The sequence below is a fragment of the Carnobacterium divergens DSM 20623 genome, from assembly GCF_000744255.1.
Taxonomy (GTDB): domain Bacteria; phylum Bacillota; class Bacilli; order Lactobacillales; family Carnobacteriaceae; genus Carnobacterium; species Carnobacterium divergens.
Genome location: NZ_JQLO01000001.1, coordinates 194,978 through 217,583, shown reverse-complemented (window position 1 = coordinate 217,583; position 22,606 = coordinate 194,978). Strand labels below are relative to the sequence as shown.

The 22,606-nt window shown below is 35.9% G+C and carries 19 protein-coding genes; 4 read left to right on the top strand and 15 right to left on the bottom strand.

Annotated elements, in window-relative coordinates; all coding sequences use genetic code 11:
* Positions 1–101 precede the first annotated feature (101 nt).
* From BR52_RS01030 to BR52_RS13040, 4 genes are all read right to left on the bottom strand, one after another.
* Positions 102–1,265 carry a cation:proton antiporter gene (locus tag BR52_RS01030; RefSeq protein ID WP_034568401.1) on the bottom strand — a complete coding sequence of 388 codons (1,164 nt, stop codon included), beginning with the start codon at positions 1,263–1,265 and terminating at the stop codon, positions 102–104.
* 126 nt (positions 1,266–1,391) lie between these two features.
* The gene (locus tag BR52_RS01025; protein WP_034568399.1) at positions 1,392–2,126 is read right to left on the bottom strand and encodes a metallophosphoesterase; all 735 of its coding nucleotides are present in this window, start codon (positions 2,124–2,126) and stop codon (positions 1,392–1,394) included.
* A gap of 145 nt (positions 2,127–2,271) precedes the next feature.
* Positions 2,272–2,544 (bottom strand): GNAT family N-acetyltransferase, encoded by a 273-nt coding sequence (locus tag BR52_RS13045; protein WP_236707150.1) that lies wholly within the window; start codon positions 2,542–2,544, stop codon positions 2,272–2,274.
* Entirely contained in the window at positions 2,516–2,719 is a 204-nt protein-coding gene (locus BR52_RS13040; protein WP_236707151.1) for a hypothetical protein, read from the bottom strand. The genes BR52_RS13045 and BR52_RS13040 overlap by 29 nt, the downstream gene beginning before the upstream one ends.
* A 227-nt stretch (positions 2,720–2,946) precedes the next feature.
* Here BR52_RS13040 and BR52_RS01015 point away from each other — a divergent pair, with 227 nt between their 5' ends.
* From BR52_RS01015 to BR52_RS01005, 3 genes are read left to right on the top strand one after another with little or no spacing between them, the layout of a single operon-like run.
* Positions 2,947–3,807, top strand: a complete 861-nt coding sequence (locus BR52_RS01015; protein ID WP_034568397.1) for an efflux RND transporter periplasmic adaptor subunit — start codon at positions 2,947–2,949, stop codon at positions 3,805–3,807.
* 15 nt (positions 3,808–3,822) lie between these two features.
* Positions 3,823–4,515 (top strand): ABC transporter ATP-binding protein, encoded by a 693-nt coding sequence (locus BR52_RS01010; RefSeq protein WP_034568395.1) that lies wholly within the window; start codon positions 3,823–3,825, stop codon positions 4,513–4,515.
* 15 nt (positions 4,516–4,530) lie between these two features.
* Positions 4,531–5,757, top strand: coding sequence for an ABC transporter permease (locus BR52_RS01005; RefSeq protein ID WP_034568393.1), 1,227 nt, complete (start codon positions 4,531–4,533; stop codon positions 5,755–5,757).
* Positions 5,758–5,822: 65 nt separating this feature from the next.
* Here BR52_RS01005 and BR52_RS01000 read toward each other — a convergent pair whose 3' ends face one another.
* The 5 genes from BR52_RS01000 to BR52_RS00980 form a co-directional block, all read right to left on the bottom strand.
* Complete coding sequence (locus BR52_RS01000; protein ID WP_034568391.1) at positions 5,823–6,791, bottom strand: EndoS/ChiA family endoglycosidase; 969 nt, start codon at positions 6,789–6,791, stop codon at positions 5,823–5,825.
* 139 nt (positions 6,792–6,930) lie between these two features.
* Positions 6,931–8,325 carry an L-cystine transporter gene (locus BR52_RS00995; protein WP_034568389.1) on the bottom strand — a complete coding sequence of 465 codons (1,395 nt, stop codon included), beginning with the start codon at positions 8,323–8,325 and terminating at the stop codon, positions 6,931–6,933.
* A gap of 262 nt (positions 8,326–8,587) precedes the next feature.
* Positions 8,588–9,622, bottom strand: a complete 1,035-nt coding sequence (locus tag BR52_RS00990) for a WxLIP family cell surface protein (RefSeq protein ID WP_034568388.1) — start codon at positions 9,620–9,622, stop codon at positions 8,588–8,590.
* Positions 9,623–9,681: 59 nt separating this feature from the next.
* On the bottom strand, positions 9,682–10,239 hold the full coding sequence (locus tag BR52_RS00985) for a WxL domain-containing protein (RefSeq protein WP_034568387.1): 558 nt from the start codon (positions 10,237–10,239) through the stop codon (positions 9,682–9,684).
* Positions 10,240–10,280: 41 nt separating this feature from the next.
* A complete protein-coding gene (locus BR52_RS00980; protein WP_034568385.1) occupies positions 10,281–13,427 on the bottom strand; it encodes a hypothetical protein in 3,147 nt (1,048 codons plus the stop codon).
* Between the two features lie 154 nt (positions 13,428–13,581).
* On the opposite strand from BR52_RS00980, the gene BR52_RS00975 reads away from it, so the two are divergent.
* Positions 13,582–15,045: a helix-turn-helix domain-containing protein gene (locus tag BR52_RS00975; RefSeq protein WP_034568383.1), complete on the top strand. Its 1,464-nt coding sequence runs from the start codon at positions 13,582–13,584 to the stop codon at positions 15,043–15,045.
* 58 nt (positions 15,046–15,103) lie between these two features.
* Here BR52_RS00975 and BR52_RS00970 read toward each other — a convergent pair whose 3' ends face one another.
* The 6 genes from BR52_RS00970 to BR52_RS00945 form a co-directional block, all read right to left on the bottom strand.
* Complete coding sequence (locus BR52_RS00970) at positions 15,104–15,634, bottom strand: HdeD family acid-resistance protein (RefSeq protein WP_034568381.1); 531 nt, start codon at positions 15,632–15,634, stop codon at positions 15,104–15,106.
* Positions 15,635–15,783: 149 nt separating this feature from the next.
* Positions 15,784–17,589 (bottom strand): LapB repeat-containing protein, encoded by a 1,806-nt coding sequence (locus tag BR52_RS00965; RefSeq protein ID WP_115588680.1) that lies wholly within the window; start codon positions 17,587–17,589, stop codon positions 15,784–15,786.
* A 197-nt stretch (positions 17,590–17,786) separates the two neighbouring features.
* Positions 17,787–18,608 (bottom strand): purine-nucleoside phosphorylase, encoded by an 822-nt coding sequence (locus tag BR52_RS00960; protein ID WP_034568380.1) that lies wholly within the window; start codon positions 18,606–18,608, stop codon positions 17,787–17,789.
* 26 nt (positions 18,609–18,634) lie between these two features.
* Positions 18,635–19,801, bottom strand: coding sequence for a phosphopentomutase (gene deoB, locus BR52_RS00955; protein WP_034568379.1), 1,167 nt, complete (start codon positions 19,799–19,801; stop codon positions 18,635–18,637).
* Between the two features lie 68 nt (positions 19,802–19,869).
* The gene (locus tag BR52_RS00950; RefSeq protein ID WP_051915586.1) at positions 19,870–21,150 is read right to left on the bottom strand and encodes an NCS2 family permease; all 1,281 of its coding nucleotides are present in this window, start codon (positions 21,148–21,150) and stop codon (positions 19,870–19,872) included.
* A 17-nt stretch (positions 21,151–21,167) separates the two neighbouring features.
* Complete coding sequence (locus BR52_RS00945; protein WP_034568376.1) at positions 21,168–22,472, bottom strand: pyrimidine-nucleoside phosphorylase; 1,305 nt, start codon at positions 22,470–22,472, stop codon at positions 21,168–21,170.
* Between the last annotated feature and the right edge of the window lie 134 nt (positions 22,473–22,606).

The window sequence follows — 22,606 nt, the reverse complement described above, 5'->3', positions numbered from 1 at the left end:
TAAAATCCTTCTCTTATTTTAGCATAAATCCTAAAGCTTGTAACTTCTAGAATAAACCTACTAAAAAACCCCTCAATCATTATTGGCTGAGGGGCACTTGCTTAATTCAGTTTTAAAGACTCGTCTTGCTTTGTAATGGTATATTTGAGAATAAACGGAGCGATGACAGTTGTTGCGATGATCACCACAATAATTGAAGAATAGAACTCTTCTGTTAATAGATTAGATTCTAAGCCTAATTTGGCTATAATCAATGCCATCTCACCTCGCGACACCATTCCTGCACCGATTACTGCGGCAGATTTCCAATTGAACCCTGTCACTCTTGCACCAATCGCGCCACCAAATTGTTTCGTTAAAACAGCTACGACTGTCAATAATAGAATGAAGAGCCATTGTTCACCAAAACCTGAAAAGTCCATATTTAATCCAATACTAACAAAGAAGACTGGAATAAACACAGCGTACCCAATAGGTTCGATTTTCTTTTCAATTTTGTGCTTGTAAGGTGTTTGCGAAATGGCGATTCCAGCAAAGAACGCGCCAATAATACTGCCCATTCCCATAAAATCAGCAAAGTAAGAGAAGGCTAAACAGATAATCAAAGCCATTGCTGTCTCTGCTTCAATCGTCAACATCTTAGATGAGATTTTCATTAACATTGGAACGACCCATCTTGCAAGAACAAAAATAACGATAAAGAAGATCACTTTTTTCATCAACATGAAAGGTAACGGCTGACTATCTCCACCACCTGTGTTAAACAAGCTCACCAATACGCCTAGAAGAATAACAACCACGATATCATCAACAACTGCAGCGCCTAAAATTGTTGCGCCTTCTTTTGAATCTACTTTGTTTAAATCCTTTAACACTTGAACGGAAATACTAACTGAGGTTGCACTAAACAATACCCCTAAGAAAATCGAGCTTTGAAATGCCATCCCAAAAAGTTCCCCCATCCCAAAACCAAATACCATTGGGAAAACAATGCCTAACAAAGCGACTGAAAGTGCGGGCTTCCAATATTTTCTTAATAATGCCAAATCGCTCTCTAGTCCTGCAATAAACATTAAAATCACAACACCGATTTCCGCAAAATAATGGATAAACGCATCTGGTTGAATCCATCCTAAAATAGCAGGTCCTAGTATGATTCCTACTAATAGCTCTCCAATCACTGCAGGAACGCCAATTCGATTACATAAGTGACCTGCCACCTTTGTAAACACTAAAATCAAACACAATGACCCTAAAAATACCATCTAACTACCTCTTTCTTTTCCTGTTTTTTGATAAGTTTTCACTTAATTGCTACGCCTATCTAGTATATCATCTTTAGTCTTGAAACTCACTAATTCTTCTTGCAGGCTATACCTTCTGGTTGCATTTTAGCGTTCTCCATCCCAAACGTACCCTTTGTTTACCAAAACGATGTCTTCTACTAACTGCTTTTTATCAAAAACAACGCCATGTAATACACCGCCATAAACAGCTCCACCATCAATGCCTACTTTATGATCCTGTTGCCACAATGAAGTTGTTTCATTATCTCCATGAAGTGATGGCGTAATGGTATGACCAAATACAATCGTTTTCCCCGTTTTATTTTCGCCAGTATGAAACGGCTCGCGAATCCACATAAAGTCTCTTTCACTGGTTTTTTTCCAATCACTTTTGGCTAAGTCCACACCTGCATGAACGAAGACATAATCCTGCCATTCAAAATAAAGAGGCAAGCCATTTAAAAATTCAATTAATTCAGGGTAATGGCTTTTTACTAACATGCTGATTTCTGTAGGAGAATATTCCGCTTCTAATCCGGTATGAAGTAGACTTTCTAGCGTGCGCATTCCGCCGTTCAAGCAATAATTTTCATAACGTTCCTCAGGATCTGCTAAAAATCTAAGTAATAAATCTTCATGATTGCCTTTTAAGTAAATGGCCTGTTTTTCTTCCACTAATTTTTTTCCCAACAAAAAACAGGCCTTTGGATTTTCTCCGCGATCGCCTAAATCTCCAATTAAAACCAATTGTTGCGTGGCTTCCTTCCAATGATTCAGCATTTCTTTAAAAAGTTGAATCTGTCCATGAATGTCTCCAATTGCTAAAACTTGTGTGTTCATTTTTAGTCCTCCCACCCATGCATTTTTTTATTATTATACACTTCATATTTAGAAAACCAATGATAAAAAATAACCCACTAAACTATTTAAAATCAAAAAAGGAACAAAAATAATCGATTTTCATTCCACAAAGTTTCTTGTATTCCTAAATGTTTTTCATCATAATGATTTCATTATCCTCGTCTCGTTCATTTGTATCATAAAATCCAACAGACTCGTACAACTTTTTAGCAACCGTATTTTCATCTTCAACCGTTAAGGCTATTTTATTGGTTTTCAATGGCGGTTCTTTCTCAATCAAATCAATGACTCGTTTGATTGCCTCTTTTCCATACCCTTTCCCTTGATAGGTTTTATCAATGAAAAAATGCCAAATAGTATAACATTGTTCATCCGTATCTTCTATATATAGACACATAACCTATTAATCTTTCATCTTTATAGATGCCATATGGCTTTGTTACATCTCGATAAACATATGTATATGCAAGACTAGTACTTGAAGTAGCTACAAAACTTTGTTGTGCTTCATTAACTTTAAGAGCCAATATTTCATCAATCGTATCTTTAGTTACTGGTTTTAAATCAATCATTCTCTTCGTTCCCCCTCAAAAAATTCAATAGCTATCTAGTTGATCGTTATACTAATTAAATCATAAAAACAATTAAAATGAAACGCTAAAACAAAAAAAGTAGACGCTAACAATAGCTGATTTTTTTTATTATTCAGTATAAACGCACTTAACATGACAATCTGTCACTTTTTATGTTAAAATAAGTCATTCACAAATAGCTTTTTATTAAGAGAGGATGAACTTAAATGAATTGGAAAAAAATACTTGGATTTTTAATTGTCATTGCAGCGGTAGTCTTTATCGGTTTCAGTGTCTTTGGTCCAAAAGAAAAAGCAAAAGTAAGTACCGTTTCAACCACAGAAGTCAAAGAAAAAACAGTTGTGGAAACCTTATCTACGACCGGGAAATTAGAGCCTATTGAAACACAAGAAGCCTACGGTCAAGGTGTCGTTTCAGAAGTCAATGTTGCTGTTGGCGATACCGTTGAAAAAGACGCTACTTTAGTCTCTTATCTTGATGGTACAAAATTAAAAGCAAACTTTGCTGGTACCGTAACAGCGCTAAATGTCAAAAAAGATGAAGCTGATTTAAGTGCTCAAACTGCTAAGCCTTCCGTTTCTCTAGCAGACTTAAGCAACTTAAAAGTCGCTATTTCACTTTCTAAATCAGATGCAAGTATTGTCAAAAAAGATCAAGTCGTAACGTTAAGAACCGGCAATGAAACCTTCAAGGGTCGTGTTTCTGCAATTGATCCAGTGGCAACCACCACAACTGGCGCTACTGGTTCAGATACTTCCTTAGGTGGCACAATTGTTTTTGATACGCCTCCTGCTGGTTTATTTGCTGGCTTTGAAATCGATGCAGATATTACAACCAACACTGCAGATAATGCCTTAACGATTCCTGTTGAAGCGTTATTGTACGACAAAGAAAATAAACCTTTTGTTTATACGATTAAAAAAGATCAAGCTAAAAAAGTGATGATTGAAACAGGAATTCAATCAGATAACCTTGTTCAAATCAATAAAGGCTTAACTAAAGGAGAAAAAGTAATTCTAACTCCTGACGACAGCATTAAAAATGGTACCAGTGTCACAGCTAAATAAAAGGAGTGAAGAAAGATGATTGATTTAAAAGATATCGTTAAAATCTACCGCACTGGTGGCGAAGAATTAACGGCCTTAAAAAAAATCTCCCTTCACATTCAAGAAGGCGAATTCACTGCAATCATGGGTCCTAGTGGTTCTGGTAAATCAACGATGATGAATATTTTAGGCTTACTTGATCGATTTGATAGTGGCGAATACATTTTGAATGGGGAAAATGTAACAGGATTAAGTGACAACCAAAGTGCCCACGTCCGCAATAAGGAAATCGGATTTGTCTTTCAATCCTTTAATCTAATGCCACGTATGACGATTTTAGAAAACGTGGAACTGCCAATGGTTTATGGTGGAATTCCTGCAAAAGAGCGTCGCGAACGGGCCTTAAAAGCATTGGATCGGGTGGGATTGAGTGATCGAGTAAAACACCGACCAAATGAAATCTCTGGTGGACAAAAGCAACGGGTGGCTATTGCTCGCGCGATTGTCAATAATCCAGCCGTTTTAATGGCAGACGAACCAACAGGTAATTTAGATTCAAAAACGACAATTGAAATTATGCGGATTTTCCAAGAGTTAAATGCAGAAGGGACGACCGTCGTTATGGTTACTCATGAACCTGAAGTTGCCATTTATACAAAACGGATTGTTTCTTTTAAAGATGGCGAAATCCAAGATGACAAAATTCAAGAGAACCAAGTCATTTTATAGGAAAGGAGGGTTTTCATGAATCTAAAAGAGAATTTCAAAATGGCTTTAGACAGTATTTTTGCAAATAAGATGCGCTCATTTTTAACAATGCTAGGCATTATTATTGGGATTGCTTCCGTTATCGCAATTCTAGCCGTAGGGAATGGTGCGACGAGTCAAATTACAGGAACATTCAATGATTTAGGTGCGTCTACAGTCTCTTTAAGCGTCAGCAATGAAGCTTCAAAAAGTGATTCTTTAAATGACAAAGATTTACAAGCATTAAAAACAAGTATCCCAACAATTGAAAGGATTTCACCTGATAAGACACTAAACGGTACTGCTTCTTCTACCTATGAGAAAAAGTCCGCTTTAGCAATCGGTGGAACGCCAGATTTGCAATACACAAACCAAATGATGGACAAAGGATTGGTGTATGGTCGCTACTTCAATCAAAATGAATACGAAGATGCCAAAAATGTCACCGTAGTTAGTGAAGATACTGCTGCTGCCCTTTTTAAAGGTCGTAAGGACGTCGTTGGGGAAAAAATTAATTTGGCAAGTGTTGGTGGAACTACCATTAGCTTGAAAATTATTGGTGTCACCAAAGGAACCTTTGCTAAAATGCAAGGCTCTTTTGACACAAGTAAAATGCCGGTCTATTTGGCAACACCTCTTACAACCATGGCAAAACTCGATCCAACCGTTGCAGCGATCAATAGCGTTACTGTACAAGTTGCAAGCAAAGACGATATTGAGTCTGCCTCTAAACAAATGGTTCGACTTCTTGAAACAAGACATGATGCTGTTGGAAAAGATTTCTACACAGCCACAAACTTTTTACAAGCATTGGATCAAGTTGACTCTGTTTTAGGTTTATTTATCAATTTTATTGCTGCTGTTGCTGGTATTGCTTTGTTAGTAGGTGGTATTGGCGTCATGAATATTATGCTTGTTTCGGTAACGGAACGGACACGAGAAATTGGAACAAGAAAAGCTCTTGGTGCAACAACCAATACCATTCTATTCCAGTTTCTAATGGAATCTGTCATTCTTTCCTTAATTGGAGGAATTATCGGATTGATTTTAGGAATCCTCCTTGCAAATGGAGTGGCTAGTGCCTTGGATATTGTCCCAAGTATTACGATGGGTTCAATTGTTATGGTCTTGCTCTTTTCTTCTGCAGTGGGTGTCTTCTTTGGGATCTACCCTGCTAGAAAAGCAGCACGTCTTGATCCGATTGAAGCCTTGCGTTACGAATAAGTTTTCAATTTAAAAAAGACGGTTCCAAACAAGACAATTACTCTTGTTTGGAACCGTCTTTTCATTTATTCAACTGTTTTCCCCATCGATTTCATCAATCGTTTCGTCCAACTAAAATCGGTTTTAGAAATGGTATCGTCACCAAATTTCTTTCCATCGCGATCAACACCGTAAACAAACATACCGCCTTTAGCTCCATCTTTTGGGCTCCACATCGCATAGGAATAAGCTCTACTTGTTTCATACGGTTCAATCGTATCATCCCATTTGTTATGATCTTGTTCCTCTGGAAAAGAAATTCCAGGTAAAAATTGCTGTGGTGTAATGCTTTCCTTGTAACTTTCCCAAGTACGATCTAAACGCGCGATACTACCACCATAGGCTTGTAAAAACAAATAATCACAGTAAGGAGCAACCTTTTTAAACAAGGCGTGATTGGTTTGATTCGTATCGTAAATGAGGAGTTTTCCTGTAGCAGATTGTGCCCCTAATTTCGTAGACAAGGCTTTGAAAACACCTGTTGCCACTTCAATTTGCTCTGCTGTTAAGTTGGTTTCCATATCAACATCCAGTCCATCTAAATTCCATGGTGTCACATAAGTAGCAAGCAATTCCTCTGCATATTTTTCATAATCCGCAGTCGTTTGTTTTTTGCCATTTTGCGCTGGAACTTTTAAAAGCTCACTAATATCAATCGTTCTCACCAGCTTCGTTCCTCTTGCATGAAGCTCAGGGACATAAGTATTCTTTAAGGTATCCCAATACTTTTGCTGATCGGTTCCTGGTTTGACATAGTGAAAGACTGAAACAATATCTAATTCTTTAGGCAAATCAAGCATTGAGGTTACATTTTTATCTGGTAGATTAGAGTTTGCATCTGAAGGCATCGTTACGTCTCGCCAGGTGCGATAGTAAGCCATCATAATCGGTTCTTGATTCTCTTGCGTTCCTGCAGCTAAAGACGTTGTAGGGAGTAGTAAAAAACTAATGCAACCAATCATTAATGCAACCAACATTTTTTGTTTCTTTTTCATCAAAACACTCCTTTCATTTATTGATAACGCTTACATATTAAAATTTAACATATTGATTCTTAGAAGTAAAATCATATCTATCTTCTTTTATAAATAAAAAAGCTTCTATAAGATGGTCTCTTATAGAAGCTTCTTAGGACTACATGCTTGATTCAATAACTGCGTCTTTATCATTTAAAACGTCTGAATTAAATTCATTGATACGTTTTGAAGTGACAATACCCGCAACCATGCTATCACTAACGTTGATAGCTGTTCTTGCCATATCAATTAGTGGTTCAACTGAGATAACCAATCCTACGATAGCAATTGGTAAATTCAATGAGCCTAAAACGATTAATGAAGCAAATGTTGCTCCACCACCCACACCTGCTACACCAAATGAGCTGATTGTAACAACTGCTACGATTGTCAAAATGTATAATGGACTAAACACATCAATCCCAACTGTTGGTGCTACAATCGCTGCTAGCATTGCAGGATAGACACCCGCACATCCATTTTGACCAATTGATAAACCAAAACTTGCAGCAAAGTTAGCAGTGGCATCATCCACACCTAATGCTTTTGTTTGAGTTTCAATATTTAAAGGCATTGCTCCAGCACTTGATCTTGATGTAAAGGCAAAACCAAGAACAGTTGATGATTTTTTCAAATATTGTAATGGGTTCACTTTAACAAAAACTAAAATCAATAAGTGCATAATCAATACGATGGCCAATGCAAAGTAGGAAGCGGCAACGAATTTACCTAAATTCCAAATGGCTTTGACATCACTTGTTGCAGTTACTTTAATCATTAAAGCTAAGATTCCGTAAGGGGTTAAACGTAAAACTAGCGTGACAATTCGCATCACGATTTTATATAAACTATTGATTAATTTCGCAAAAAATTCGCCTGTTTCAGGATCTTTCTTATTCACACCTAGATACGCAATTCCGATAAATGCAGAGAAAATAACAACTGCAATCGTACTTGTTGAGCGTGTGCCTGATAAATCAGAAAAGACATTTGTTGGAATAAAACTAACTACTTGTTCTGGAATTGTTAAATCTTTCACTGCTTCTTGTCTTTCAGCTAATGCTTCAATACGAGCAGTTTCTGCTTCTCCTTGGACAAAGGTTGCTCCGTCTAAATTGAAGACGAAAACACTAAAAATTCCAATTAACGCGGCAACGGCGGTCGTTGCTAATAGCGTTCCAATTACGGTAAAACTAATTTTACCTAATTTTTTAGAAACTTCTAACTTAGTGAATGCTCCGACAATCGAAACAAATACTAATGGCATAATCAACATTTGAAGCAAGCTGACATACCCATTTCCTACAATGCTCACCCAACTAATTGCTTGAGTGGTTACATCATTTTGTGCCCCAAAAATAACTTGAATAATGGCACCAAATACAATACCTACAGCTAGTGCGGTAAAGACACGCGTTGAAAATTTTACGTGTTTCTTTTGCATCCAATAGAAGCCGTAAAGTGCGGCAGCAAAGAATACCAAGATAAGAATAATACTAATAAGATTTGTCATGGATAAATCCTCCCTTTAGTTGTCCACTTCCTATGACGGGGAAATGGATGATATATCATAAGATTAAAGGTCCCAGACAAGCCACACATAAATGCAACTGTCCTACTACTGAGAATTAAACTCAATTAGCAGTGATTGTTAAATTTTACATTAAAAAAGTAAGTAACGCAATAAAAATGCAACACTAATTGTTAATAATTAAAAAAAAAGTGCATTTTTAGAAGAAAACAGTTATTTTATCCAAAAAAAACAGCTTTCAAATTTATTTTTTGAAAGCTGTTTTCTTTTCATTTTTTTTTATTTTAACTACTAAAGATCCTATGCCAATTAATAAGACAACAATAATTCCTACTAATAAATAAATCCATTTAACATTAAATGGTTCTTTTTCTACATCAAATGCAGCTTGGTTAAATCGTTTAGCTTCGTCTCTTTTGATAGTCAACTCTTTTTTCAATTGCCACTCATTGTGATCAATATCGCTTACTTCAAGTTCCACTACATATTCTCCAGCTTTTAATTCTTGATTTTCTAAAGATACGGCATAATCAAAGGAAGAATAAGGTGCCATTGAAAGATCTTCTTCCGTGGATTCGTACAACACGTTACTTGTTCCTTTTTCAATTACCTTTGACTTGATGGCTAATTTTCTTACAATTGTCGCTTCTTGATTAGCGATTTTTGCTAGAATTGAAGTATGATTTGATTCGTCCACCCCAGCACGAACACTTTTTAGCGCTAGTTTGGGTTTTAATAGTTGATCGCTTTCAGAAAGCTTCACCCCTACCACGTAAGAAAAATCATTACTGATTGTTACTTTATTTTCTGATTTATCCGTGTTTCCTACTTCGATTTGATGGACATAAAAAGCTCCTAAGACTGCACCTGGTAAAAAGTCAGCCGGCATTTTTAATTGAAACATCACGTTTTTTTCTTCATGTGGTGCTAAGGTTACAAGTTGTTTTTCAGACAGCATCGAGACTAAGGTGTGCGCTTTTTCTGTTTCTAACTTTGGTGTTTCTTGACTGTAATCAATCACTCCTAAATTATTGGTAAAAGCATTATGTGGCGCAACTTCTACTTGAATCGTCTCATCTAATTGATTTGTTATTTTCAAGCCAATTTCTTCAGCTTGCCCAGCTTCCATGTGCAAGTCAAAATAAGATAGCTCTTTGTGACGCTGATTTTCTGGTAAAATGGGTTGAACCGTTATGGACATTCCTTCACTTGCATATGCGGTTTGTCCCATTAGTGGCAACATTAAGAACGCTATAAATAGACTAAGTCGTTTTTTCATAATGGATCCTTTCTATCAAAATAGAGGGACCAAGATCCCTCTGCTTTGTCTGGCTTTTTTTATCTAAATGTATCTTCTTTCTCAGGTGTTGCTTGTAATGTCCAGTGGATTACACCATTAAGCGCACCTTTTTTCAATTCTTTTGGATTTTCTTTGAAACGTAGTTGTAACTCACTGATTTCAAAATCTTTTGAATTAAATGGCAATACTTTTTCTTCATCATTTGTTAAAGAAAATTCTTTTAAATCTGTTCCTTTTTCAAAGTTAATTTGCGCACTTGGAATCGTTTCGTCTGCTGCATTTTTCATTTCGTAGCTTGATACAACTAATGACCATTGACCTGTTTCACCACGTAAATCTACTACTTGACCTTTTATTGATGATAGTGCATCTGTATCTTCGATTGTCACTTGATTTTTATCATTAACGGCTAATTTCGTATCACCAAAGGCAACATCTCCGATTTTAGCTGTTAAGCTTCCGCCTGCTACGTTCCCTGTTACCTTTGAAGTATTATCTGTATTAACGATTGCCTCATTTCCAGCTGCAAAAGTTGTTGTTGCAAGTGTACTAACGCCTCCAAGTAAAATTACTGAGCTAACTACTAATTTTTTCATTTCTCATCTTCCTTTTCTTTTAAATTTTATTATATATTAAGCTAACGTGGGTCGTCAGCCGTTATAACGTTGTTTAATTGCCACGTAATCGTGCCTTTATAAGCACCTGATCGAGTAGCTTTTGTGAGTATCCCAACTAAATCATTGCCTTCATCAGTTTGCTTTGATTTAAAGGCAATTGTTGAAGTGTGATCTTTTGAGGAAACTGTACCGGTGATTGGCTTGCCATCTAACAAGGAAAGTTTAATAGCTTTGTTTCCACTTCCACCAGTAATCGGCTCGAGTTCACCTGTAACTGCTAGTGACCAATTAGGATTATCTGTTGTGTTGATGACTTGGACTGTAAAAGGTTTAGCTGGATAAAATCGTTGCCCCTTAGTTTCTAAAATTGAGGAATCGGCTTTGGCTTCAAAAGAAATATCATTAGGTACGAGGACCTTCAACTCAGCTGCAGGTTTAATGGCAATATATGACATGCCCAATTCGATAGACTTATCATCATTCACTTCGTTGTTTCCACTGACAAATGATTTAAATTCGACTATTTGTTCTTTGATTGTTTTATCAATTTTAGCCTCTACTTTAATTTGATAGGATTCTCCTTTTGCAATAGAATCAATAGCGACATAAACTGCTTTTTCTTCTGGTTTGAGATTTTCTTTAAAAGGAGATTCAAGAATTTCCTTATTTTTTGTCACATCTGCTTGCTGATAAGAAAGCTGAATGTGTTGTTGATCTTCCTCGTTAGAGTAAGCTACATCTCCACTACTATTCATCAACGCAATCAATTGGCCTTTACTATCTAGTAATTCCACTTTTTCGTAGTTGATTTCTTTTGATTTAGGTGGCAATAAAAATTGAACTTGTCGCCATTCACCATTTTCGGTTGTCGCTTTTTTAGTGAAATCTTCTACATTTGTTAATTGATTTCCAATTTCAAAATTCAAGTTGGCACTTTCACCTGCAATAACCTCTTCTTCTGGGGTACTAAAAGAAATGTAGGGCTTAGGATTGTCTAAAATTTTCCCTTCGCTTCCTAGCGATTTTTGCTTCACTTCAATCGTCTCATTCTTAAATTTCGACTCGTTGATAACGTCAACAAGCATTTTATTAAGCCCACTGTCTTTAACCGTTACATCAAATTCAAGTAGAAAAATTTGATTTTTTTTCAAAGGTAAATCGTTAATAGCAATTCGATTTGTGCTGATTAAAAGAGACTTTCCAATGTCTTGTTTATCAACTGTTGCTTTAACAGAATCTTTATCTAGTTGTAATTCTACTGGAATTTCATTAATAAAACGTCCTGCTAGATTAGCAATCTTAAGATTTTCAAAGAAAATTTTGTAGTGAAGCTTATCGCCTACATGAATGGCATTAATAAAGCTTGATTGATTTTTAAGCGTGGCATCAAAAATATACTTATCTCCGGATTTTACAATTGTAAATTCTTTTTCAACCACTTTAGAGGAATGGTCTTCCTCGTCTTGAGCAACAAAATAGAGCGTATGTTTGCCGGTACTTAATTTTTTTGAGGTTAAATACTGATTAAGCTCATTTTTTTTAATTGTGACATTTTGAATCTGATGGGAAGCCGTGTCAACATTAACCGAGGTCCCTTCCTTCTCTTCATCAACCCAGTAGTGAAGTGCTACTTTGCTACTATCTTCATCCACCACAGTACCGCTAATATCTGTTGGGAAAAATTCCCCATTCAATACGGAAGAAGGAATATCCTCCAAAATCAACTTCGGTGGCTTTGGTTCTCCTAAGTTGATTTTATAACTAAAAGTACGGCTACTTTTTGGCTTTAAAGTTTCATCATTCCAACGGAAACCAACAGCCGAATCATCGTAATGCTTGATAAGTTCACTTGGTTTTCCTTCAACATTTTCAGCACCATGAATGGTGGTCCAGATTCCCCATGGTTTACTAAAAAAATCAGATGGTGTCGTCGCCCAAACTAAAAATTTTCTCCCTGGTCCTGCATTCCATTGATTTGGCCCATCCTTATCTAAAACATGAAACATGACTTTATAAGGATCGCTTTCAATATACATCCCTTTTTTATTTCCAATATAATTGACATCTACTCCATCTTTCCCATTTAAATCGGTATCGGTTAATTCTGAATAACCAATTTTTAATGGTGTAAGGTCGATAATCGGCTTATCCACGCGTTTGTATTCTACTTCTTTTTTTACATTTCCCATTGCATCTGCAGTTAATGTTACTTTTACAAGAACGTGGTAAGTCCATACATCAACGACAACTTTGTTGGAAACTGTGAATTCACCATATCCTCGAATGGACTCTCCTTTTTTTGATACAAATTGTAACTTCACATCATCTAGCTCTTTGTAATCTGACTCTTCTTGAAAGTAATATGAACGCACGGAACGATTTGAACCCGTATTGATATTATGTCGATAACTTAATTTATGTCCAGCAGCATCTGTTGAAAATAAATCAGTCAAAAAAATGTCTGAGCCATTGGCAAAACCATAAGACAGTCTTTGGTTATCAGAAATCGACTTCACTAAGTAGTTGTTCTCTTCATTAGATTGCCAACCTTCTTTTTTGATATCCTCTTCATAGAGTTCTTGTACTGTTTGAGACTGTTTGTAAAGGTCTTTCGTTTCCGGCATGTCAGTGTTTGGCTCGGTTTCATCAATCACTTCCACCGCAGATTCTGTTAATTGCTCTGACTCTTTTGGTACTGCCGATGATTCGCCTGATTCTTCAGCAGAATCTTTTTGTTCTAGTGTTGTAGATTCTACACTAGACTCTTTTTCTGGTTCCTTATTAACAAGCTTCAAGGTTTGGACTTGATTATTTTGTTTGATTTCGATTTCTCCACTTTCTACTGTTTGAGGATTGAAAAATAGTCGTACCTCTTTAACTGTATTGTTTATCTGAAAATCGACTGTTCGTTGGTTTTCTTGATCCGTAATAATTACATCAGGATTTTTTAATTTCGTTGTTTCTAAATCAAGCGCCACTTGATTTAGAAATTGAATTGTCATGGTTGAAGCCTCTTCAACCATCTTCACACTAATGTACGGTTGATTTTTTTCGTTATAAGACAAAGATACATCTTGAATGTCAGTTGCCTTGATTTCTGAGGAGAACATTGTTAAAATAACGAAGATATTAAGTACGATGAAACAACATAATCTTTTTTTATTCATGGGTCAACTCCTTACACTCTTGATTTCTTAAATAGTATAATTCAACTCTTATACTTGCTCAATCTATTTAGTTATGCTCTTTTTTTTAATTTTTTTATTTTTTACATAACGAATTAAATAACAAATAATCAAAAAATAGTTAGGAGTATCTACTATGTTTCTACAAAATTTTATTAAAAAAAATGAAGCTACTAAAATTAATTTGTATTACAGCCTGACTTTTTCTCAAAACAATGACATCGCCTCTCTTCAAAAAAAAGAAGCCTTATCAAAAGCTTCTGTGTTAAGACAACTTCAAAATTTAATCAATGATCTAGAACAAATTGGTTTTGAATTTGTATTGGATTTTCAGGAAGAATGCCTCTTCTTAACTCCTAAACAACAGTATCAAATCTCTTCTGTTTCGATTGTTAATACTTTGTTCGTTCACTATCTAAACCTTTCTTCTAGCTATCAATTCATGCAACTATTTTTTGAAAGAAAAGACTATGCTTTAGTGGATATTTCAACGAAATTAACTCTTTCAAACCCTTATATTTACCAACTTATCCCCATAATTAATGAAAAAATCAACCAGTTCCATTTAACTTTAACGATTCAAAATAAATTTGTTTCTCTGGTTGGTCGAGAAAGTGATATTTTCATGTTCCGTTATTTAATGACCTTAGCTCTTCATTCTCTATCTGCTCATTCAACCAGTCAAACAATTAAATACCATAATTTTTCAGTGGATGAAATGATACAAAATTTACAGTTAGATTCCGACCAAATTCAATTAGATGAAAATGTATACCTAAGCTGCCTCTTTGATACACTTATTTATTCAGATATTGATTCAAAAAAAATTGAGGCTGAATTTAAGGATTCTGCTATTTTAAAATTAGTTCAGCAATTGCCTGTTGCTAAAGATTCTTCTGTTTTAAGAACCTTTATTCGGTGCTGTTTACGCATCTTTATCCCTAGTTTAGATTCCCATTCTAGTCGAACTCAAAATGGAGATAAGTTACTACTTTCGGTTAATTTACCGCTAGTTGATTTGGCAAAAGATATGGTTCAGCATGTAACAAATTCGTTTCATATCCAGCAGTTACAGCCAAATTCAGATCTTTTTAAACAATGGTTTTATATCTTAGTCATTCATCTGTATGCAATGGACTATTTTCAATATGACTTTAAAGAAGTTTACCTTCATAGTAAAGATGAAGCATCTGCACAGGATTCTGTTCGTGAAAAAGTCATCACTTGCTATGATTCTTTTCAAACGGACAACCTTGTTTGGACAGCTGAAAAAAAAGAAACGTATCGCTATACGCTAGTCAATACGCTCTACTTGATTATTGAATCTCAAAGCAATACAAATGTGAGTATTTATCTTAACTTTAATGGAAATATTGTCTTTGAAAAGACTCTCGTTTACAAACTGGTTTCAATTTTTAATGAATCGGTTCTTACCTTTACAACCAACTCAAATTATGCCGATTTGATTATTTCTGATTATATGATCTTTTCAACGAAGAAAGACGCGTCCTTTTTCTTATTGGACCAATCTGACGGAACAAAACAATTTTATCAACTGTACTCGTTGATTTTGTATCTTCTTGAAAAAAACCAACGGTAGTTTAATTATGTATCAAAAAATCCAGCTAAATCAACTGATTTAACTGGATTTTTTTAACCTATTTTTTCATAATTCCTAATACAATACTTTCAATACCAAATAGTAGGAAATAAAAACCGACTAGGAACGATAGCGTTAAGCCAGCCGTAATTGGATTAAATAGTAAGCTAATCCCAATCACAACACCTAGTAAATTAATGATAAAGCTAAACCAATAAGCGCCATTTCCTAAAGCTCTTGTGCGGTTTACATTTAACAAGCCAGATACGGAATCAATAATAAACCAAAATGCAAAGGTATAAGCTAATACTGAAACAGCTAGTCCCATATTAAAGAGAAAAACAATTCCGACAATAATTTCTAAAATCCCAATCACTAAAGCTAGGGTCGCATTTTGTCCAGTGACTTTCTTTAAATCTGAATAGCCAATAATAGCAATAATCCCTCTAAAAATAGCAGCTAGTCCAAATAAAATAGCAAAACTTAACAGTGTCGCAACAGGACTAATAAATGCGAAATAGGCTGCAATGAGAAAAATAATCCCAACAATAATTTCGCTCCATTTGATCATTGTACGTTGATTTTTCATTCGTAACATCTCCTTCTTCTAATTTTATGATAGCAGACATCAAATCTCCCTTCAAATGATTGCACTTGTGTCAATAAAAATATAACACTATTCAAATAGCCCTGACGAGTTAGTATATTAGCTACTAGCTTATCAGGGCTGTTTTTAAATTATTGTTTGACTTTAGTAGGTCGTTTTAAAATAACTAAACTAGTAACCAATAAAACAAGAGCAACAAATCCAATCTTCATTTGTTTAGCTTCTCCTGTTTGTGGAAACTTTTCCGCTTCATTCATTTTTGTCGTTACAGACTTACCTTTACTGATTTTTTGATTTTCTTTAAATGGTTGATTCTCTATTTTATCTGAAACGGTTGGTTTTGGATTTGGATTTGGTTCGACTGTAGGTGGCACTGGATTTTCTGGATCAATTGGTAAAGGGAGTGGTGGAACAATCGCTTCTTCAGTCGGTTGGACTCGAACTTTAACTGTAACTGGGTCTGCCTTTTGGCCTCGTTCATTAACTGCATTCAATTGAACTTCATACTCTCCTACTTTTCCAAAATCAACTGCAGATAAAAAATCACTTGTGACAGGACTGCCATCACTGGTTTTTCCAGCGATTTCACTTAAAAAATCAGCTTCAGTTTTTTCTGTGTATTGATCATATGTGATAGTTGGTTCTGCTGTAATAATTGGCTTTGGCAATACTGTTACATCTACCGTTACAGACGGGGCAACTAGTCCTGCTGCATTTTTTGCGTTTAAAGTCACGAGATAATTCCCTGGTTTCGAAAAATCAACGACTGTTGCAAAATTACTTGTAATCGGACTGTTATCGTCTGTTTTAGCATGGACATCGGTTAGAAATTGAGCTTCATCGACTGCCTCATTTTCTAAATAAGAATAGGTAGGATCAGCAGTCAACTGAATACTATGGCGAATATCAAAATATTGAAAATACGTTCCTGAAGAAATAACATAGCTCATACCAGGTGGTGTTGGATACGAACCTGTCGGATTATCATAACGTGCATTGTAATGTAACTCATTTAAATCATCAAAAGCTGCACGGTCAACGCCGTTAACGGTAATTCCCATTGAATCAATTGCTAATCTTGAATTATCTACTTGGGTACCATTAAATTCTAAATACGTATTGCTTGATGAGGTGGACATTGAAAAAGGTGCTTGAAATCCATCAAAACTTGTTAGGCGATTCGTCATAATTGTAAAAGGAATAAATAAAGTCTGTGTTTCTTCATTAAAAGTTAAATCTGTACTGTTGATAGACTGATGAGGATCTTGTCTCCCAGTATTTTGACCAAAAGCCGCCAAATTTTTTAGACTAGGAAAGCGACTGATTGATTGAAAATCATTGATTCCATCAAATTGAACAAATAGTGTGTCTAACAATGGTAGTGAAGCTAATGCGCTGATATCCGTAATGCGCATATTATTTTGAAGATAGAAATATCTTAAGACTGGCAAATGATTAAATTTTTGAAAAATAGTATTATCAACAAGTGTACTCGTAATTGATAAGGATTGTAGATTCACTAATTGATGAAGATCTGGAATCAATTCATTTGTTACATTTCCACCACTTAGTGTCATGTAGCTTAGATTTGTCAGTCCAACAATTGGTGTTAAATCAGTTACTTGAGTATTTTGTAATATAAAGGTTTCTAAATTTGTTGCATATTCTAGTCCTGTTAAATCAGTAATTGTAGTACTTGATAAATTAACCGATTTAATTGTAGCTAACTGCTCTCTTGTAATTTCCGCATCACTACTTTGTTTTAGAAGACTGTTTAAATAACCTTTTAAAATAACATCTGGAATCAATACTGATTCACTCATTTTTTGCGTAGGCTCTGATATTGGTTTCGGTTGTACTTCTTCTGCTAAAACACTAAAACCAGTGTTTAGTGAAACTGTACACAATAGTGCCCCCACTATTATTTTTTTTAACATATTAGTAGCTCCCCCCTTGGTTTATACTAATTTATCATCTTAACTTTTAAATGTGAATTGTTATTTATTTTTAATGATTTTATTATTTAACTATCGTCATATTTTAATCACAAATGAAATAACCGTTTCTGAAAACTTCTCTTATTCTAGCAAAAAAGGCCTACTGTTTAATAACAGTAGGCCTCATTTTATTCTTTTTAAATTTCAGCTAAAATATTTTTTACCAATCCTTTGAAGGATTCTTTTACTCGCTGTGTCGTTTCAACAACTTCTTCATGATTCAACGTTGCTTGCATACCTGCAGCTAAATTAGTGATACAAGAAATTCCAATCACTTTCATTCCGCCGTGACGCGCAACAATTACTTCTGGAACAGTCGACATGCCGACTGCATCTGCACCAATAACGCGTGCAAATCGAATTTCAGCAGGCGTTTCGTATGTTGGACCCGTAAAGCCCATATACACACCCTCTTTTAAATTCAAGTCCATTTTTTTAGCAACATCGCGAACGATTTGTTGGTATTTACGGTCGTACCCTTCACTCATATCTGTAAAACGAGGTCCCATTGATGCATCATTTGGTCCAATTAATGGATTTACACCTGTGAAATTGATGTGATCGGTTATCAACATTAATTCACCCGGTTCAAAGGTTTCATTTAAACCACCCGCTGCATTGGTAACAATTACTGTTTCAACGCCTAATGCTTTCATTACGCGAACTGGGAAAGTAACGGTTTCTAGCGAATAGCCTTCATAATAGTGGAAGCGTCCTTGCATTGCTAAGACTTTTTTTCCACCTAATGTGCCATAAACCAATTGGCCTTTGTGTCCTTCAACTGTTGAAACTGGGAAATTAGGGATATTATCGTAAGGAATAGCAGTCGCTTGCTCCACTTCATCACCTAATTCGCCTAAGCCAGAACCTAAAATCAGCCCGACTTCAACTTTAGCTACTCCTGCTTCTTGAATAAATGCTACTGCCTCATCAATTTTAGCTTGCAACGTTTTTGTCATTTTGTAGTTGTCCCCTTTATGTTGTTCTATTTTAAATCAGATAAGAAACTTACGCCGTTTTCTGTACCTTTAACACCAAAGTTTTCAGCAACGGTTTTCGAAATATCAGCATAATGACCTTGTTTCAAAGCACCATGTCCTGTCATTTTTGGTGAATAAGCTAATAGTGGAACATATTCTCTCGTATGGTCTGTTCCTGGGAAGCTTGGGTCATTTCCGTGATCTGCTGTAATCAATAATAAATCATCTTCTTCCATCGCTGCTAAAATTTCTGGCAAACGACCGTCGAACTCTTCAATCGCTTTGGCATACCCTTCAACATCGCGGCGATGACCAAATAGTGCGTCAAAATCAACTAAGTTTAAGAAGCTTAAGCCAGTAAATTCTTTGTTCATGATAGTTAGCAATTGATCCACGCCATCCATGTTGCTCTTTGTACGAACCATTTCGGTCATTCCAACGCCATTAAAAATATCGTTGATTTTACCAATGGCAATCACGTCTTTACCGGTTTCTTTTAATTGTTCCAAGACGGTTTCGCCAAATGGACTTAAGGCATAGTCATGTCGATTGCTCGTTCTTTGGAAATTACCTGGTGTTCCAACAAATGGACGCGCAATAATGCGGCCAATCATGTAGGGATCGTCTAATGTAATGTCACGAACATACTGACAAATTTTGTATAGCTCTTCTAATGGAATAATGTCTTCATGGGCTGCAATTTGTAACACTGGGTCAGCGGATGTATAAACAATTAAATCTCCAGTTTCCATTTGTTGTGGCCCAAAATCGTCAATGACAGCCGTTCCGCTATAAGGTTTATTACAAACCACTTTACGACCTGAAAAAGCTTCGATTTTATCTAATAAATCTTGTGGAAAACCATTTGGAAAGACTCTAAAAGGCGTTTTGATATCTAAGCCCATAATTTCCCAATGGCCTGTCATTGTATCTTTTCCAACAGAAATTTCTTCTAATTTTGTGTAATAGCCAAGATTTTCTTTGACTTCTTTTACACCTTTTAATGGACGAATATTTCCTAACCCTAATTTTTCTAGATTTGGAATATCTAAGCCTGCGATATCAGCAATGTGCCCTAATGTATCGCTGCCTTTATCTCCAAAAGCTTCTGCGTCTGGTGCTTCCCCAATTCCAACTGAATCCATCACGACTAAATGTACACGTTTAAACATTTTCATCAATCCCTTCGTATTTTATTCACTCACTTTATTTTACCACGTCACCACTAAATTGCACGCTTTTAAATTAATGCATTTAAAACTAAATACATTAAAAATAACGCTGAAATCCCATAAAGAATTGGATGAATCTCTGATTTTTTCCCGCTTACCAATTTTACGATTGGGTAAAAGACAAATCCAGCTGCCATCCCATCTGCAATGCTTGATGTTAATGGAATTAATACGACAATCAAGAAGGCTGGAAACCACTCTGTAAAATCGTCAAATTGAATGTGTTGTAAATTCTTCATCATTAATGCGCCTGTAATTAAAATTACTGGGGCAATCGCTGCTTGTGGCACATAAGATAACAACGGAATGAAAAAGAGGGTTGCTAAAAAGAGGGTTCCTGAAACAATCGTTGTTAAGCCTGTTTTACCGCCTTCTTCAATACCAGAAGCACTTTCAGCTGCCGCAATAGTTGGGCTTGTTCCAAAAATACCTGATAGGAAAGTCGTCACTGCACTCATTCTAAAAGCTTTCTTAAAATCCACGGTACTCGCTTCTTCCATTAAACCTTGAAGCAATCCCATTGATTCAAAGACTAGAATCATCGTTAACGAAAAAACACCCATCATGAATTTTAAGGAGAATAGCCCAGAAAAATCGCCTTGTCCCATAATTGAAGGATAATCAACAATATTCATCAAGGAAAAACTGCCTTCACCAGCATCTTGAATTTTAAAAAGTACCCCTAAAATCGTCGTTGCTAAAATGCCAATAAACATCCCACCTTGTACATTGCGAATTACAAGTATCAAGGTTAAAATTAAGCCAAAAATAGCTAACATCGCGTGTGGATTAGCTAAGTCTCCTAATGCCACTAAACTTTTATCGCCAGCTACAATCAACTGACCCTTTTCTAAACCAATCATGACTAAAAACAACCCAATGCCGCAAGTAATACCGTGCTTCAACGTATCTGGCACTGCTCGCGACAAGACATCACTGGCTTTTGAAAAAGCAATCACACAGTAGATTAAACTGGAAATCATCATCACGCCGATTGCTTCTTGCCAACGCAATCCCAAAGTTCCTACTAACGTATACGTGAAAAAAGCATTCACTCCCATACCGGGGGTTAAAATAATCGGTGCATTTGCAAAAATCCCCATCAGGTAACACCCAATTGCCGAGATAAAGATTGTGGCAAAAACACTTAGTTCAGCAGGTATTCCAGCATCCTTTAAAATAACCGAATTGACGATTACGATATAGGAAATAGCGAAAAAGGAAGTCAGCCCTGCAATAATCTCCGTTTTAGCGGTCGTCTTTTTTTCTTTTAACTTAAATAAATTCATAGTGTCCCTCACTCAACTTATTCTGTTATGATTTGATGAATCAAAGTTGGTTCTGCAACTTTTTCTTTTGTAATAAAAATGTTCTCATAAATTTTGGTTTTCACATCATCGATTGCTTGACTATTCGCATAAACCGTCACCAATGGTTCACCCGCAGTAACAGAATCGCCAACTTTTTTATGCAACATTAAGCCGACTGAATAATCAATGGTATCTTCTTTTGTTCGACGACCGGCGCCTAGAAGCATTGCGGCAATCCCTAATTGATCGGCTACCATTTCTGAAATATAGCCGCTTTCTTTAGCAGGTAATTCAATCACAAATTCTGCTTGTGGCAAGTTTTCTGGGCGATCTACAATTGAATCATCGCCGCCTTGATTGCGAATCATTTCTTTAAACTTAGTGGTTGCGGCTCCAGATTGGATGGCTTCTTTTAAAAGTTCACGAGCTTCTTCTAATGTATCTGCTTGTTTAGCAAGAACAACCATCTGGCTTCCTAATACATAAACCATTTCCATTAAATCGGCTGGACCTTCCCCTTTTAACGCATCGATTGCTTCTTTGACTTCAAGGGAATTTCCGATTGCTAGCCCTAATGGTTGAGACATATCTGAAATGATAGCCATTGTTTGACGATTTGCTAATTTCCCAATTTGAACCATTGTTTTTGCAAGGCGTTCCGCATCTTTTTCATTTTTCATAAATGCACCGTCTCCAGTAGTGACATCTAAAACGATGGCATCGGCTCCTGCTGCAATTTTTTTACTCATAATTGAACTAGCAATCAAAGCGATTGAATCAACGGTTCCAGTCACATCTCTTAATCCGTATAATTTTTTATCTGCCGGTGCTAGGTCACCTGATTGTCCGACAACAGCAACTTGATCGCGGTTGACTAATTGAATAAATTCATCATTTGAAATTTCAACATTGAAGCCTTTGATTGCCTCTAATTTATCAATCGTACCTCCCGTGTGTCCTAAACCACGACCTGACATTTTGGCAACAGGAACCCCAACAGCTGCTACTAAAGGTGCTAATACAAGGGTCGTTGTATCCCCAACGCCACCAGTTGAATGTTTGTCTACTTTGATGCCATGAATAGCGGATAAATCAATCTGCTCACCAGATTCTACCATTGCCATTGTTAAATCAGTAATTTCTTGGTTCGTCATATCCTTAAAATAAATCGCCATTGCCAGAGCACTCATTTGATAATCTGGTACTGTGCCCTTTGTGTAACCTGTAATGACGAAGTTTATCTCTGCTTTTGTAAGTTCTTGACCGTCTCTTTTTTTCTCGATAATGTCTACCATTCTCATTTTTTTAATCTCCTTTAAGTATAATTAGAAACAAGTAAAACGTTTTACTTAACTGACTAAAAGCTAATATCTTATCTTCTTAAGTTCTCCTTTCAAAAAAAGGAAAACGCTAACAAGTTGATACTAGCATTTAA

Coding starts and splice junctions, on each gene's coding strand:
- BR52_RS01030 (WP_034568401.1), bottom strand. CDS start 1,265: ATGGTATTTTTAGGGTCATTGTGTTTGATTTTAGTGTTTACAAAGGTG.
- BR52_RS01025 (WP_034568399.1), bottom strand. CDS start 2,126: ATGAACACACAAGTTTTAGCAATTGGAGACATTCATGGACAGATTCAA.
- BR52_RS13045 (WP_236707150.1), bottom strand. CDS start 2,544: ATGTGTCTATATATAGAAGATACGGATGAACAATGTTATACTATTTGG.
- BR52_RS13040 (WP_236707151.1), bottom strand. CDS start 2,719: ATGATTGATTTAAAACCAGTAACTAAAGATACGATTGATGAAATATTG.
- BR52_RS01015 (WP_034568397.1), top strand. CDS start 2,947: ATGAATTGGAAAAAAATACTTGGATTTTTAATTGTCATTGCAGCGGTA.
- BR52_RS01010 (WP_034568395.1), top strand. CDS start 3,823: ATGATTGATTTAAAAGATATCGTTAAAATCTACCGCACTGGTGGCGAA.
- BR52_RS01005 (WP_034568393.1), top strand. CDS start 4,531: ATGAATCTAAAAGAGAATTTCAAAATGGCTTTAGACAGTATTTTTGCA.
- BR52_RS01000 (WP_034568391.1), bottom strand. CDS start 6,791: ATGAAAAAGAAACAAAAAATGTTGGTTGCATTAATGATTGGTTGCATT.
- BR52_RS00995 (WP_034568389.1), bottom strand. CDS start 8,325: ATGACAAATCTTATTAGTATTATTCTTATCTTGGTATTCTTTGCTGCC.
- BR52_RS00990 (WP_034568388.1), bottom strand. CDS start 9,622: ATGAAAAAACGACTTAGTCTATTTATAGCGTTCTTAATGTTGCCACTA.
- BR52_RS00985 (WP_034568387.1), bottom strand. CDS start 10,239: ATGAAAAAATTAGTAGTTAGCTCAGTAATTTTACTTGGAGGCGTTAGT.
- BR52_RS00980 (WP_034568385.1), bottom strand. CDS start 13,427: ATGAATAAAAAAAGATTATGTTGTTTCATCGTACTTAATATCTTCGTT.
- BR52_RS00975 (WP_034568383.1), top strand. CDS start 13,582: ATGTTTCTACAAAATTTTATTAAAAAAAATGAAGCTACTAAAATTAAT.
- BR52_RS00970 (WP_034568381.1), bottom strand. CDS start 15,634: ATGAAAAATCAACGTACAATGATCAAATGGAGCGAAATTATTGTTGGG.
- BR52_RS00965 (WP_115588680.1), bottom strand. CDS start 17,589: ATGTTAAAAAAAATAATAGTGGGGGCACTATTGTGTACAGTTTCACTA.
- BR52_RS00960 (WP_034568380.1), bottom strand. CDS start 18,608: ATGACAAAAACGTTGCAAGCTAAAATTGATGAGGCAGTAGCATTTATT.
- deoB (WP_034568379.1), bottom strand. CDS start 19,801: ATGTTTAAACGTGTACATTTAGTCGTGATGGATTCAGTTGGAATTGGG.
- BR52_RS00950 (WP_051915586.1), bottom strand. CDS start 21,150: ATGAATTTATTTAAGTTAAAAGAAAAAAAGACGACCGCTAAAACGGAG.
- BR52_RS00945 (WP_034568376.1), bottom strand. CDS start 22,472: ATGAGAATGGTAGACATTATCGAGAAAAAAAGAGACGGTCAAGAACTT.